The organism is Burkholderia sp. AU17457, from assembly GCF_002223255.1.
Classification (GTDB): domain Bacteria; phylum Pseudomonadota; class Gammaproteobacteria; order Burkholderiales; family Burkholderiaceae; genus Burkholderia; species Burkholderia sola.
The window spans coordinates 1,329,310-1,343,549 of record NZ_NKFB01000005.1 but is presented as its reverse complement, the minus strand read 5'-3'; the positions used below and the strand labels follow the sequence as shown (position 1 = coordinate 1,343,549).

Genomic DNA, 14,240 nt, shown 5'->3' with positions numbered 1-14,240 from the left:
CGGTTCGAGCGCAGAGCGCCGAGCGGCGCCAAGCGCGTCAGGCCTTGATTTCCGGGCCGCGCGCCACGGGGGCGGCGGGTGTGGCCGGCGTTGCCGGCGCCGCCGACGGCATCGGCGGCTGTGCCGGGACGATGACGAGCACCGGTTGGGGAGCGGCCCACGCCGGTATCGCGAACCCGACCGGCTGCGGCACCGACATCGCGAACGCGTTGGCGAGCGCGATGTGCTGCAGCGCCATCATCTGCTGCTGCATCGCGACCATCTGCGCCTGCGCCGCCTGCATCCGGTACTGCGCGGTCTGTATTTGCCGCAACGCCGCCGCGGGCGGCATGCCGCCCGATGACGACGTCTGCATCTCGAAGCTCGCGCCGCCTTGCGGGCTACGCCAGCTCCACGTGCTGACCTTCATCGGGCCGACGGCCGTCTGGACGACGCGCGTTTCGGCTTTCACGGGCACGGCCTGCCCGTCGACATTGACGAACATCGGTTGGGCGGCCGCCGCCGCGCCGGCCTGTCCGGCCAGCGCGAACACGGGCGCCAGCGCCAGCGTGCCCGCCGCCATATACGAACGGAATCGCATCTTCGTATCTCCATCAAACGAGACTGATCGAATCAACAATGACGTACGGCTCACGGAGTGAGCCATCCAGGACAATGCGGCCGTCGGCTTAAATCAACATTAAAATCGCCGCTCGCCGGCCCGATCCGCGCATTTCAGGACGTGCCGCAGTCGGCATTCAACCTCGCCCGCGCCAGGGGGAATCCTGTCGTCGGGTGCAACAACAGGCACAATACGGAATTCGTCACCACCGCACGCATGTTCGACATTCGAACATTGACGGTGCGGCCTGCTGCTCGACCTCCTTCCCAGTCGTCATGAACGCCACGCCCACTCCCGCGCGCGAGTCGAATTCGCCGCGCTTCCTGCTGTTCCTGATCTGCCTGTTCGCGTCCGCCGGCCAGCTCGCGATCGACATCTACGTGCCCGCGCTGCCCGACATGGCCCGTTCGTTCGCGACCACGCCGCAGGCGATCCAGTCGAGCGTGTCCGGCTACATGGCGGCTTATGCGCTCGGCCAGCTGATCTTCGGGCCGATCGCCGACGCCTACGGACGCAAGCGCGTGCTTGCGTTCGGGCTCGTGATCTACACGATCGGCTGTCTGCTGTCGCTCGGCGCGCCGAATCTGGAGACGTTCGTACTCGCGCGCTGCCTGCAGGGCTTCGGGATCGCGACCACCAACCTGCTCGCGAAGGCGATCATCACCGATTCGTTCTCCGGCCAGGCGTTGATGCACGCGTTCACGTATATGTCGATCGCGTGGGGGCTGGCGCCGATCATCGCGCCGGTGATCGGCGCGCACCTGCAGGAATGGTTCGGCTGGCGCGCGTGCCTCGTGTTCCTGCTGGTCTACTCGCTGGCGATGTGGGCGCTGCTGTGGCGCTACCGCGAAACCTTGCCGAAGCCCGTGCATCTCGTACCGCGCACGCTGATGGCGAACACGGGCAAGGTGCTGGCGAGCCCGGTGTTCCAGAGCTGCTTCCTCGCACAGGGGCTGTGCTACAGCATCCTGCTGGTGTTCAACATCGTCGGGCCGTTCATGGTGCAGACCACGCTGCACAAGCCGCCGACGTTCTTCGGGTATCTGGCGCTCGGTATCGGCCTCATGTATTTCCTCGGCGGCCTGTCGAACCGGATTCACGGCCGCGGGCTGCCGAGCGCCGAGCAACGGCTGCGTATCGGCGCGCGCGTGATGGCGGGCGCGTCGATCGCGATGCTGGTGCTGGCGCTGACCATCGGCCTGCGCGTGTGGACGCTTGCGACGCCGGTGCTCGTGATGGGCTTCTGCGCGGGCGCGATGTATCCGACGCTGATGGCGAAGGGCAATTCGCTGTTTCCGCATATCGCCGGCCTGACGAGCGCGATTCTCGGCTGTGCGCTGCTGCTCGTGTCGTCCGCGATGATGGGCCTGGCCGGTTTCGTGTCGATTCACGTGCTGACGCCGCTCGCGGTGTTCTTCGTCGCGTTGTCGTTCATCGTCGTGTGGATGGTGACGAAGCTGCTGCGGTATCTGTCGCAGCAGCAGGCGGCGCCGGTGGTGTGCGGGAGCGGGGAGGCGGCGTAAGCGCCGGCTCGCGATCGACTCATGAACCGTATCCTGCTGAACCGCGTCGCCCGGTCCGACGCCGCCGACCTGATCGTCGCCAACCGCGCGAGCCGGAGTCACCATTTGCCGTGGGTCGATTCGTTCATCGACCAGGCCGGGTTCGATCAATGGTTCGCCCGCTGCCTGACGGGGCCGAACCTCGGATTGGTCGCGCGCGAGCGGGTGTCGGGCGCGGTGGTCGGCGTGGTGAATCTCAACGAGATCGTCGGCGGCGTGTTTCAGAGCGCTTATCTTGCGTACTACGGAATGGCGGATTTCAGTCGCAAGGGGCTAATGACGGACGCGTTGCGCGCGGCGATCGACGTCGCGTTCGGCGAACTCGGGCTGCACCGGCTCGAAGCGAACATCCAGCCGGGCAACCATGCGTCGATCGCGCTGGTTCGACGGCTCGGGTTCAGGCAGGAGGGATTTTCGCCGCGCTATCTGCGCATCGGCGGCGAATGGCGCGACCACGAGCGTTGGGCGTTACTGGCCGACGACGTGCGTGAAGCCGGCGCCTGACGGTCGATTCCCGTCCCGTCTCGCGTCGCTTACAGCGGATGCGCGGTCCCGGCCTGCTGCAACAGCGACACGGCCACCGGATCCGGCAGTCCGTTCGAATCGATCGCCCCGGCCTTGCCCAGCGCAACGAGATCGCTGTCGACACCCGGTTGTCCGACCACGAACGACGTGGTCAGGAACGCCGGCGCCGCGAGCGTGACCGCATAGCGCTGCTGCAGGTTCGTCACCACGGCCGATTGCGCGGCCTGCACGGTGTCCGGGCTGTTCATCGCGCGCTGGTAGCGCAGGGTGCCCTGGAAATTGCCGATCAGCCCGGCCGTGTTCGTCCCCAGTTGCGCCGCGAGATAGACGAGCAGCAGTTCGGTCTCGGGCGTCGTGTTGAAGGTGCCGCCCGCGTAGGCGAGCGAATGCAGGCTTGCGCCGCCCGACGCCACGGTGATCACGCACGGCAGCGCCGCGTTGAGCGTCACATGGTAGTTGCCGCCGCCGTCCGTCAGCGTCGTCGCCGAGCCCGCCGCGCAATTGACCGTGACTTGCGCGCTCGCGAGCGCATCGCCCGTCGCGGCCGTGCCCGACAGCGAGACGGTTTGCGTGTTGTCGTTGAAGCACGCGTCGACGCCGAAGCAGGCCTCGCCGTTGCAGGCCTGGAGGGCGGCGAGCGTTGCAACGCACAAGGCGCCCAGCGCGGGGCGGGTGAACCGCGTAATGCGAATGTTCATGGTCGCGGGCAATCCGAAAGAATGAGGCAATCGGCGCGCGTGGGGGAATGCGGCGCTGTTGTCATTCTATGTCGTGATCCGGGGAAAGCGAATACGGCTGGCCAGCAAGCCGGTTCGCCGGCTCACGGCTTGCGCGCGGCCGGCTTCGCAAATGCGCCGCGCACCTCGAAGCCGATCGCATCGGCGACATTGCCGCGCGCATCGACGAGTTCGAGCCGGTGCCGGCCCGGCCACGGCAGCCACGCGACGCGATCGGCATGGCCGATCACCTTGTCGTCGAGCCGCCACGCGAACTTCGCCGCGTGCCCGGCCGATCGCTCGAACCAGATCCGCTGGTTCTTCGGCGGAATGTCGGGATCGATCGCGAAGATCGTGCCGTCGGTCGGCGCGCCGATCGTCAGCGGCGCCCGTGCGCCGTCCTTGCCCGGTGTGACGGGCGCCGCGAGCCGGATCGTGTCGACCGCCGTGCCCGCGATGAACCATTCGTTGCGGGCCGGCTCGATGTCGCGCTCGAACACGATGCGGCGCGTCTCGACGCCGGCCGGCGCGCGCGGCGCACGGCTCGGCAGGTCGCGGTGCAGGTAGCCGACGACGGCCGACCACACGGGCGACGCGCCCGTGACGCCCGACACGTCCCACATCGGCGAGCCGTCCGCATTGCCGACCCACACGCCGACCGTATAGCGCGACGTGAAACCGATCGTCCAGTTGTCGCGCATGTCCTTGCTCGTGCCGGTCTTGACCGCCGAGAAGAAGCGCGTCGCGAGCGGGTTGTCGAAGCCGAACGTGCGCACGCGCGCGTTGTTGTCGGACAGGATGTCGGTGACGACGAAGCTGGCCGCCTCGCTGAACACGCGCGTGCCGGTGTCCGCCCCCGCGGGCGCCGATGCGCCGGATGCCGGCGTCGGCGCCGTGGCCGGCAGGTCGACCACCTTGCGCGCGACGCCGCCGTTCGCGAGCGCGCGGTATGCATTGGTCAGCGACAGCAGCGTGACGTCCGCACTCCCGAGCGCGAGGCTGAAGCCGTAGTAATCGCCTTCCTGCGCGAGCGGCAGGCCGAGCGCGGTCAGCGTGCGCGCGAAGCGGTGCGGCGTGACGAGCACGAGCGTGCGCACGGCCGGCACGTTCAGCGAGCCGCCGAGCGCGCTGCGCACGCTCACCCAGCCCTTGAAATCCTTGTCGTAATTCTGCGGAATATAGAGGCCGCCGCCGGCCGCGAGGTTGATCGGCGCGTCGTCGAGCAGCGATGCGGCCGTCAGCCGTTTCTCGTCGATCGCCTGCGCATAGAGGAACGGCTTGAGCGTCGAACCGGCCTGGCGCGGCGCGAGCACGGCATCGACGTCGCGCGCGCTCGACAGCGCCCCCGACGAGCCGACCCATGCGCGGATCTCGCCGGTCGCGTTGTCGATCACGACGACCGCGCCGTCCTGCACGTTGCGCCGGTGCGCGGGCGCATTGAGTTCGGTCAGCGCGCGCATCAGCGTGTCCTGCGCGAAGCGCTGTAGTGGCGCATCGAGCGTCGTGCGGACCTGCGCGCCGGCCACCGGCTTGACCTCGGCCGCGATGCGCCGCGCGAAGTGCGGGGCGAGGGCGGCGCCGTCGTCGCGTACCGCGTTGGCCGGGCGCGCGGTGACGAGCTGCACGTAGCCGTCGAGTGACGCGCATGCCTGCGCGGCCTGCATGTCGCGCAGAATCCGGCACGCGCGTTCGGCGATCTTTGCCGGGGCCGCGTTGGGCGCGCGCACGAGTGCGGCGGCGATCGCGGCCTCGCGTGCGTCGAGGCCCGACGGCGCCTTGCCGAACAGCACCTGCGACAGCGCGCCGAGCCCGATCGTTTCGCCGCGGAACGGCACCAGGTTCAGGTACGCCTCGAGGATCTGGTCCTTGCGCCAGCTGCGTTCGAGCCACAGCGCGCTCACAGCCTGCGTGGCCTTCTGCGGCAGCGAGCGCTGGCCCGAACGGCGCGGCGAATCGCTGAGCAGGCCCGCGAGCTGCATCGTGACGGTCGACGCGCCGCGCGTGCGCTCGTTCCACAGGTTGCCCCACGCGGCGCCGGCAATCCCGCGCCAATCGACGCCGCTGTGTTCGTAGAAGCGCTTGTCCTCGGACACGACGATCGCCTCGCGGAACGCGGGCGATACGTCGGCGAGCGATACCCAGTCGCCGCGCCGTTCGGCGAGGTCGATGCGCGTGTGCTGCAGCGGCGTGCCGTCGCGCGCGAGCAGCACCCAGTCGGAGCTGCGCCAGTTGCGTCGCACGTCGTCGTAGCCGGGCAGCGCGTGCGCGACGAGCGGCGCGGCCAGCACGACGGCGACGAATACGCGGCCGGCGAAACGCGCCGGCCGCGGCAAGGCCAGATCGATCATCGCGGTCTCGTCACTTGCCCGCGTCGGCCGGCTTCACGGTCATCGGCGGGTTCGGCCACAGGCCGTACACGGACGGCGCATACAGCGCCTCGACGCGCGTCGGCGGCAGTCCGAACGTGCCGACGTTGTTCAGCCGCACCGTGTACTCGACCGAGAATTTACCCTTCGGCAAATAGTCGAAGTACGCGCGGTAGCCGTCGAAGTCGCGCTCGATGAACGTCGGCCATGCGCCGTCGGGCGTTTTCTCGCCCTGCGTCGCGGCTTCGGAATCGCGGCCGAGGCCCGATCCGAGGATCGTCGCGCCGGACGGGATCGGATCGTTGACGGCGACCCACGTCATGTCGCTCTGCGCGTCGATGTCGAGATGCACGCGCACGACGTCGCCTCGCGTCAGCACGCCCTTGACGGCCGGCGACACGGGCGTGACGGTCTTCGTGATCCGGTAGCCGGCCGCGAACGGCGCGCGCAGCGGCACGGCCGCGAGGCTTTCGACCGTGGCCCACGGGCGGCCCGTGCCGTCTTGCACGACCGACAGCGTGGCCGGTCCCTGCGACGCACGCGGCCACGGCATCAGCACGCTGCGCGCGGCAGCCGCGCGGGTCGCTGGCGTGGCTGAAGCCGGCGCATCGGCGGGCGCGGCCGATGCCGCCTGCGACCACGAGATCGAGCGCTCGTCGCCGCCCAGCGCAACCTTCGTCGCGCCGGTGACCGGCGTGCTCTCGTAGGTCCGCGAGAAGCGCTCGACCGCGAGGAGGCCGAGCGCGTTCGACGTCGTCGTCTGCCACGCGCCCTGACGTTGCAGCGCGAGCAGGCCGGCGGTCACGCGCGGCATTTCGTCCTTCCATGCCGGGTCGCCCGCGAACTCCAGCGCAAGACGCGCGGCGTTGGTCTCGTTGCTCGTCATCAACCACCACAGGTCGTCGTCGCGCGCGGTCGAGAACACGAGCTGCGTGCCCTGGTATGTCAGGCGCGCCCGCAGGATCTGGTCGACCTGCGCGCGTTTCTCGTCGCGTTGCGGGATGTCCTTCACGCGCGTCAGGATCGCGTGATAGTCGATCACCGCCGACGTCGGCCACTGGTTCGGCGCGATCTCGATCGAACCGAGCATGCGGCCCTGCGCGGCGCCGTAGCGCGACAGCGCCTCGATCGCGGCGAGCTTGCGCAGGTCGCGATCCTGGCGCGGCGCCCACGCGTTGCGCTCGAGGCGGCCGTCGACGAAGCGCGCGAGCCCGGCCTCGAGCTGCGTGCGCAGGTCTTCCGGCAGCGCGAAGCGCGGATCGAGGCGGCTGGCTTCGTCGGACACGACGAGCAGGTACGACGACAGCGTCGGGCTGCCGTGGTGCGAATCGTCGGATGACGGCGGGAAGTAGCTCGCCAGCCCGTCGCTGTCGAGATAGACGGGCATGCGCGCGATCAGCGCCTGCCATTGCGCGGGGTCGCGCAGCCCGATCGCACGAGACGTCTGCTGTTCGAGGCAGCGATACGGATAGCGCTCGAACCAGCGCCGCACGCCGGGCAGGCCGTCGGCGAGCTTCGACTGCAGCGACACGGCGATGCCGCCGCGCGGTACGCCTTGTGCGTTGCTCACCGCGCCGGCCGGGGCCGCGACGGGCACCGTCAGCGTGCCGTCGACCTGCGCGAGCGTCGCCTGCTGCACAGTCACCGGCAGCGCGGGCATGACTTTCTGCGCGACGGCCAGCGCGTCGGACGCGCGCTTGCCGCCTTGCTCGGCCGCCTCGATGCGCCAGTTCAGCGCACCGGCCGCATCGAGCGCCTGCTCGGGCACGGTGATCGTCCACGCGACCTCGGTCGCCGCATTCGCGGCCAGCGACACGGTTTGCGGTGCGACGTCGAGGCCCGTCACGCGCGGCGTCACGACGACCTGCATCGCGCGGTCAGTCGTGTTGCGCAGCGTGACCTGCGCACGGAACGCGTCGCCTTCGCGTACGAGTGGCGGCAGGCCGGAGATCAGTTGCAGATCCTGCGTGCTGCGGATCGACGTGCTGCCCGTGCCGAAACGGTCGGGGCCGACCGCCGCGATCGCGACGATCCGGAAGCGCGTGAGCGCGTCGTTCAGCGGCACGTCGACGGTTGCGCTGCCGTTCGCGTCGAGCGTCACGCGCGGGTTCCACAGCAGCAGCGTGTCGAACAGCTCGCGGGTCGGCGCGCTGCCGCCGCCGCCGCCGGCCGGCACGGCCTTGCGGCCGAAGTGGCGGCGGCCGACGATTTCCATCTGCGCGGTGGCCGTCTCGACGCCGTACGCGCGCCGGCGCAGCATTGCGTCGAGCAGGTCCCAGCTGTTGTTCGGCATCAGTTCGAGCAGCGCTTCATCGACGGCCGCGACGGCGATCTGCGTGCCCGCCGGTGCCGGCTGGCCGTTCGGCAGCGTGACCTTCACGTGCGCCTGCGCCTTGCTGCGTACGGTGTAGCGGGTCGCGTCAGTCGTCACGGTCACGCCGAGGCGATGAACGCCCGTGCCGACCTTGATCTCGCCGAGGCCATAGCGGAACGCGGGCTTCGACAGGTCGACGAACGCGGTCGGCGCCTCGTAGTGGCGGCCTTCGCGCCAGAACGCGCGCGCCCATTCGACCGGCGCCTTCCAGCCCCACGTGAAGAACGAATACCACGGCACCTCGCGAATCCGCCCGCGCAGCGCGAGTACCGACACGTAGACGTTGGGCCCCCACGATTCGCCGACCTTCAGGTCGACGGTCGGGTTCTTGCCGTTCAGCTCGACGATGTGCGTTTCCATCACGCCGCCGCGCTCGACCGCGACGAGCGCGGTCGCGTAGCGGAACGGCATGCGCACCTGGAAGCGGGCCGTTTCGCCCGGTTCGTACGATGTTTTCTCGGGGATCACGTCGATCCGGTCGGTATTGTCGCCGCCGAACCAGAGTTCGTCCTCGCGCGTGACCCATACCGACGTCGACGCATTCGACGTGCGGCCGTCGCCGTCCTTCGCGACCGCGATCAGCTGCACGTTGCCGGCCTGCTCGAGCGTCGCGTCGCAGGCCATGCGGCCCTTGTCGTCGGTCTTGCCCGAGCACAGCACGCCGAGGTCGCGCGTATCGCTCTTGTTGTCGTACGCATAGAAGCCGCCGACCATCCGCTTGCGCGACGACGTCGTGATGCGCGCGACGCCCTTGATCTCGATCGGCACCGACGCGCGCGGCTTGCCCTGCAGGTCGACCGCCAGCGCCTGCACCGGCACGCGCTGGCCGACCGACACCCAGCGGCCGGCCTTGATGCCGGCCACCACCGCGGCCGGCCACAGGATCGTGTCGCCGCGGATCGTCTGCACTTCGCCGTTCGGGTCCGCGAACGTCGCCTCCAGCGCGATGCGCTTCGGTGCGTCGACGTCCGGCAGGCCCTTGAGCGTGACCGAGCCCGCGCCGTTGCGGTCGAGCGTCAGCGGCAGCTTGTCGGCGATCAGCTTCGTCGCGTCGGGATCGTTGCTCGACGCCGCCGACGACGCGTTGTCGCCGTCCTGCGCATCGTCGTCGGCATTGCCGTCGCTCGTGTCGGGGCGATACGGTGTGAAGCTGAAATCCTCGAAACGATCCGCGAACGGCGGCGACGCCCATTTCATCAGCGCCGACACCTGCACGGGCAGGTTCGATGCGCCGCCGCCCGACACGTAGTCGATCTGCACCGCGAGCGGCGCTTCCTTGACGGCGACGAGCGGGCTCTTCTGCGCGTCGCGCGCGCCGATCGAGCCTTTCAGCACCGGCAGGCGGAACGCCTCGACGCGGAAGCTGCCGCTGTAGTAGGTGGCGGTCGGCGCATCGTCCGGGCCGCCTGCGAGCTCGACGCTGTATTCGCCGAGCTTCGCGGCGGCCGGCAGCGTGAACTGCGAATCCGCGCTGTGGTCGGCCGCCCACGTGAGGGGCAGCTTGTAGGTCTGGCCCGTGCCGAGATGGCGGATCGTCACGCGCGTCGGGTATTGCGACGGGAACGCGAGGCTCTGCAGCGTTTCGGTGCGGATGAAATGCTTCATCGACACGGTTTCGCCGGCGCGCAGCAGCGTGCGGTCGAACACCGTATGCGCGCGCACGGTCGGTGCGCTGTCGGTGTCGGTCGGCACGTTGAAGCGCCAGGATTCGATCCCGCGGTTCCAGCCCGAGCTGACGAACGCCATGTCGGGGCCCGTCTTCGGATCGTCGACGCGCGCCGACACGAAGTAGTCGTCAAAGCGCTGTTCCGACGAACTGCATGCGCGCTTCGGCTCGAACGGCCCGTCGATCTTCAGCAGGCCCTGCGCGTCGGTCTTGCCGGCCGCGATTTCGTCGCCGTTGCAGTCCGACACGCGGATCTGCGCATTCGGCACCGGCTTGCCCTTGTCGAGCGTCGTGACCCACACGAGGTTGTTCTCGCGGCCCTGTTTCAGATGCACGCCGAGGTTCGTGACGAGCACGGTGGTGCGCACGTACATGCTCGACGGCTTCGCGAGCAGCGAGCGGCCGAGCGCGGGCGATGCGAGTTCGAGCACGTAGAAGCCCGGCTTGTCGATCGGCACGCCGACCACTTCGAACGGGCGCAGCGCTTTCGGATCGGCCTTCGGCAGCGTCAGCACCTGCGCGCCGGGCTCGCCCTTGAGCAGCGACAGCGAACGCACGTCGATGCGGCGGTTTTTCGGCGCGGGCTGCTTTTCACCCGCCTCGAGCGGCACGTAGACCGGGTGTTGCCCCTTGCGTTCCAGCAGGCCGGGAATCTGGCTGTCGATCGAGCCGGCCGTCATCGACCAGTTGTCGAAGCGATCGACGGTGCGCATCCATTGACGGATCGCGGTGTCGTTCTCGACCTTCAGGTTCGCGAATTGCGCGCCGCCCGCATTGAGGCCGGCGATATGCAGGTCGGCCTCGACGTTGCGCAGCGTGACGGGCACGAGCGCGGGCGTATCGGGTTCGGCGAAGCGCTCGACGATCCCGAACGTGCCCGACGAGAATTTCGCGAGCGGCGGCATCGGCGCGGTGCGCGTCGCGAGCGGGAACAGGTCGGCGTTGGACAGCGGCCGGTCGGTCACGTCGCGCAGGCCCGACGGCAGCTCGACGGTCAGGCCGGCCTGCGCCGGCAGCGGCGGGTTGAACGTGACGGTCGTCACTTCCTCGCTGTGATCGTCGGCCGCGAAGGTCGGCGACAGCGAACCGTCGGGACCGCGCAGCTTGATCGCTTCGGCCTGCTTGCGCGAGATCGGCGCGTTGAACGACAGCGTGAGCGGGCGCAGCGGCGTGCACGGCGCCTTCGCGTTCTCGCGTTCGCACGAGAAGCTCGCGGCGAACGGTGCGCGCACGGTGAAATCGAAGCGCCGTTCGGTTTCGTTCGCGATGCCGCTCGGGCTCGCGACGCCCTTGCCGTATACGAGCTGCATCTTCGCGCTCGCCGGCAGCGCCTGCGAGCACGACAGCGTCAGCACCCGCGCGGCCTCCTTTTTCAGCCCGAAATGGTCGAGCAGCGCGTTGCGCGTATCGTCGTCGGCCGCCGTGACGGGAATGCGGTTGCCGATGCCGGCCGCTTCGCACCAGATGTACGCGAGCGCCGAACGCGGCTCGGCCGGCCCGTTCAGCTTCATCACGAAGACCTGCCGCTCCTCGATCTCGCGGGAGCCGGGGCGCACCGACACCGGGAACGGACCGCCCGTCTGGAACGCGAAGCGGCGCGGGCCGCTGGCCGCATTGCCGGCGAGCGAGCGCAGCGTGTCGTTGAGCGCGACCGAGCAGCGTACGCCGGGCGGCAGGTCGCTTTCGAAATCGTAAACCCAGGTCTTGTCGTCGAGCCAGTGGCCCGAGCCGCGCGCGGCGGTCGAATCGTTGCAGGTCACGCGCGCCGGACTCGGCGCGGAGGCCGAGCCGAAGGCGACCATCGGTTCGTCGAACTTGACGACGCTTTGCCGGACTTCGGTGACGGTGCCTTGCGGCGACACGCTCACCGTGCGCGCCGCGCCCGCATGCAGCGACAGCGCCGCGGCGCCGCCGAGCGCCGCGACGGCGCCGATGCGCCAGAGCAGCCGGGTCGTATGGTTGGTTTCTTTGTTGTGCTTGTCGCGCTGCTTCATCGCTCGATTGCCCTCGGAGGGAAGCTTTCTGTTTGATTGCACGGGATTCTAACCGACCGCCGTGCGCGCGCAGCGCGGCATGCAGGTGCAGTGTGTGGTCGGCACGCGACACGGGTATGCGTGCAACGGATCTGTCGCGCCGACGACACAAAATTGCAGCGAAATGTCGATTGTCCCGGATTGCGGAACATTTAATGAACTATAAAAAGATTGTTCGATTCGATTTGTGCGCGTACATTTCAGGTCCGCGCCAATGTTTGAGAAATATCAAGCGTGGTTTTCCCGAATCCGGTGTTCGAGAGAAGGAAACATGCACAACGACAACACCCCCCAATCGCGTCGTGACAACGACGCAGCCGCAACCGGCATCACGCGGCGTCAATGGCTGCAGGGCGCACTGGCGCTGACGGCGGCGGGCCTCACCGGCTCGCTGGCGTTGCGGGCCCTGGCCGACGATCCGGCCACCGCGCCGCTCGATACGTTCATGACGCTTTCCGAAGCATTGACCGGCAAGAAAGGGCTGAGCCGCGTCACCGGCGAGCGCTATCTGCAGGCACTGCAGAAGGGCTCGTTCAAGACGGCCGACAGCCTGTCGCAACTCGCCGGTGCGCTCGCATCCGGCTCGCTGACTCCCGACCAGGAATCGCTCGCATTGACGATTCTCGGCGCGTGGTATCTCGGCATCGTCGACAACGTCGTGATTACCTACGAAGAAGCATTAATGTTCAGCGTGGTGTCCGATACGCTCGTGATTCCTTCGTATTGCCCCAACAAACCCGGCTTCTGGGCCGAAAAACCGATCGAGAGGCAAGCCTGATGGCCGATACCGATACGCAAAAAGCCGACATCGTCGTCGTCGGATCGGGCGTCGCCGGCGCGATCGTTGCACACCAGCTCGCGATGGCGGGCAAGTCCGTGATCCTGCTGGAAGCCGGCCCGCGCATGCCGCGCTGGGAAATCGTCGAGCGTTTTCGCAACCAGCCCGACAAGACCGATTTCATGGCGCCGTACCCGTCGAGCCCGTGGGCGCCGCATCCGGAATACGGCCCGCCGAACGACTACCTGATCCTGAAGGGCGAGCACAAGTTCAACTCGCAGTACATCCGCGCGGTGGGCGGCACGACGTGGCACTGGGCCGCGTCGGCGTGGCGCTTCATCCCGAACGACTTCAAGATGAAGACCGTGTACGGCGTCGGCCGCGACTGGCCGATCCAGTACGACGACCTCGAGCATTACTATCAGCGCGCCGAGGAAGAGCTCGGCGTGTGGGGCCCGGGCCCCGAGGAAGATCTGTATTCGCCGCGCAAGCAGGCATACCCGATGCCGCCGCTGCCGTTGTCGTTCAACGAGCAGACCATCAAGAGCGCGCTGAACGGCTATGACCCGAAGTTCCACGTGGTGACCGAGCCCGTCGCGCGCAACAGCCGCCCGTACGACGGCCGGCCGACCTGTTGCGGGAACAACAACTGCATGCCGATCTGCCCGATCGGTGCGATGTACAACGGCATCGTCCACGTCGAGAAGGCCGAGCAGGCCGGCGCGAAGCTGATCGACAGCGCGGTCGTCTACAAGCTCGAGACCGGGCCGGACAAGCGCATCGTCGCCGCGATCTACAAGGACAAGACCGGCGCCGACCATCGCGTCGAGGGCAAGTACTTCGTGCTCGCCGCGAACGGCATCGAGACGCCGAAGATCCTGCTGATGTCCGCGAACCGCGATTTCCCGAACGGCGTCGCGAACAGCTCCGACATGGTCGGCCGCAACCTGATGGACCATCCGGGCACCGGCGTGTCGTTCTACGCGAACGAGAAGCTGTGGCCGGGCCGCGGCCCGCAGGAGATGACGTCGCTGATCGGTTTCCGCGACGGCCCGTTCCGGGCAACCGAAGCCGCGAAGAAGATCCACCTGTCGAACATGTCGCGCATCAACCAGGAGACGCAGAAGATCTTCAAGGCCGGCAAGCTGATGAAGCACGAGGAGCTCGACGCGCAGATCCGCGACCGTTCCGCGCGCTACGTGCAGTTCGACTGCTTCCACGAAATCCTGCCGCAGCCCGAGAACCGCATCGTGCCGAGCAAGACGGCCACCGACGCGATCGGCATCCCGCGCCCCGAGATCACGTATGCGATCGACGATTACGTGAAGCGCGGCGCGGTGCACACGCGCGAGGTCTACGCGACGGCCGCGAAGGTGCTCGGCGGCACCGACGTCGTCTTCAACGACGAGTTCGCGCCGAACAACCACATCACCGGTGCAACGATCATGGGCGCGGATGCACGCGACTCGGTCGTCGACAAGGACTGCCGCACGTTCGACCATCCGAACCTGTTCATCTCGAGCAGCTCGACGATGCCGACCGTCGGTACGGTGAACGTGACGCTGACGATCGCGGCGCTCGCGCTGCGGATGTCGGACACGCTGAAGAAGGAAGTCTGA

General features: G+C 68.3%; 8 protein-coding genes. 4 read left to right on the top strand and 4 right to left on the bottom strand.

Annotated features, from left to right (window positions below):
* Positions 1 to 37: 37 nt before the first annotated feature.
* Positions 38 to 580 carry a hypothetical protein gene (locus tag CFB49_RS23305; RefSeq protein WP_089492433.1) on the bottom strand — a complete coding sequence of 181 codons (543 nt, stop codon included), beginning with the start codon at positions 578 to 580 and terminating at the stop codon, positions 38 to 40.
* Between the two features lie 296 nt (positions 581 to 876).
* Between CFB49_RS23305 and CFB49_RS23300 the strand changes: the two genes are divergently transcribed.
* A complete protein-coding gene (locus tag CFB49_RS23300) occupies positions 877 to 2,124 on the top strand; it encodes a multidrug effflux MFS transporter (protein WP_069617966.1) in 1,248 nt (415 codons plus the stop codon).
* 21 nt (positions 2,125 to 2,145) lie between these two features.
* Positions 2,146 to 2,667, top strand: a complete 522-nt coding sequence (locus CFB49_RS23295; protein ID WP_089492432.1) for a GNAT family N-acetyltransferase — start codon at positions 2,146 to 2,148, stop codon at positions 2,665 to 2,667.
* A gap of 29 nt (positions 2,668 to 2,696) precedes the next feature.
* Here the strand turns inward: CFB49_RS23295 and CFB49_RS23290 are convergent, their stop codons facing one another.
* The 3 genes from CFB49_RS23290 to CFB49_RS23280 form a co-directional block, all read right to left on the bottom strand.
* A complete protein-coding gene (locus tag CFB49_RS23290; RefSeq protein WP_089492431.1) occupies positions 2,697 to 3,386 on the bottom strand; it encodes a hypothetical protein in 690 nt (229 codons plus the stop codon).
* Between the two features lie 122 nt (positions 3,387 to 3,508).
* Positions 3,509 to 5,752 (bottom strand): penicillin-binding protein 1C, encoded by a 2,244-nt coding sequence (gene pbpC / locus CFB49_RS23285; RefSeq protein ID WP_089492430.1) that lies wholly within the window; start codon positions 5,750 to 5,752, stop codon positions 3,509 to 3,511.
* 10 nt (positions 5,753 to 5,762) lie between these two features.
* Positions 5,763 to 11,804: an MG2 domain-containing protein gene (locus tag CFB49_RS23280; RefSeq protein ID WP_089492429.1), complete on the bottom strand. Its 6,042-nt coding sequence runs from the start codon at positions 11,802 to 11,804 to the stop codon at positions 5,763 to 5,765.
* Between the two features lie 310 nt (positions 11,805 to 12,114).
* Between CFB49_RS23280 and CFB49_RS23270 the strand changes: the two genes are divergently transcribed.
* Together CFB49_RS23270 and CFB49_RS23265 are read left to right on the top strand one after the other, a co-directional pair.
* Positions 12,115 to 12,621 (top strand): sugar dehydrogenase complex small subunit, encoded by a 507-nt coding sequence (locus CFB49_RS23270; protein ID WP_089492428.1) that lies wholly within the window; start codon positions 12,115 to 12,117, stop codon positions 12,619 to 12,621.
* Positions 12,621 to 14,240 (top strand): GMC family oxidoreductase, encoded by a 1,620-nt coding sequence (locus CFB49_RS23265; RefSeq protein ID WP_069617960.1) that lies wholly within the window; start codon positions 12,621 to 12,623, stop codon positions 14,238 to 14,240. The genes CFB49_RS23270 and CFB49_RS23265 overlap by 1 nt, the downstream gene beginning before the upstream one ends.

Bases quoted from the DNA above. Each gene is read 5' to 3' on its own strand.
- CFB49_RS23305 (WP_089492433.1), bottom strand. From the start codon at position 580: ATGCGATTCCGTTCGTATATGGCGGCGGGCACGCTGGCGCTGGCGCCC.
- CFB49_RS23300 (WP_069617966.1), top strand. From the start codon at position 877: ATGAACGCCACGCCCACTCCCGCGCGCGAGTCGAATTCGCCGCGCTTC.
- CFB49_RS23295 (WP_089492432.1), top strand. From the start codon at position 2,146: ATGAACCGTATCCTGCTGAACCGCGTCGCCCGGTCCGACGCCGCCGAC.
- CFB49_RS23290 (WP_089492431.1), bottom strand. From the start codon at position 3,386: ATGAACATTCGCATTACGCGGTTCACCCGCCCCGCGCTGGGCGCCTTG.
- pbpC (WP_089492430.1), bottom strand. From the start codon at position 5,752: ATGATCGATCTGGCCTTGCCGCGGCCGGCGCGTTTCGCCGGCCGCGTA.
- CFB49_RS23280 (WP_089492429.1), bottom strand. From the start codon at position 11,804: ATGAAGCAGCGCGACAAGCACAACAAAGAAACCAACCATACGACCCGG.
- CFB49_RS23270 (WP_089492428.1), top strand. From the start codon at position 12,115: ATGCACAACGACAACACCCCCCAATCGCGTCGTGACAACGACGCAGCC.
- CFB49_RS23265 (WP_069617960.1), top strand. From the start codon at position 12,621: ATGGCCGATACCGATACGCAAAAAGCCGACATCGTCGTCGTCGGATCG.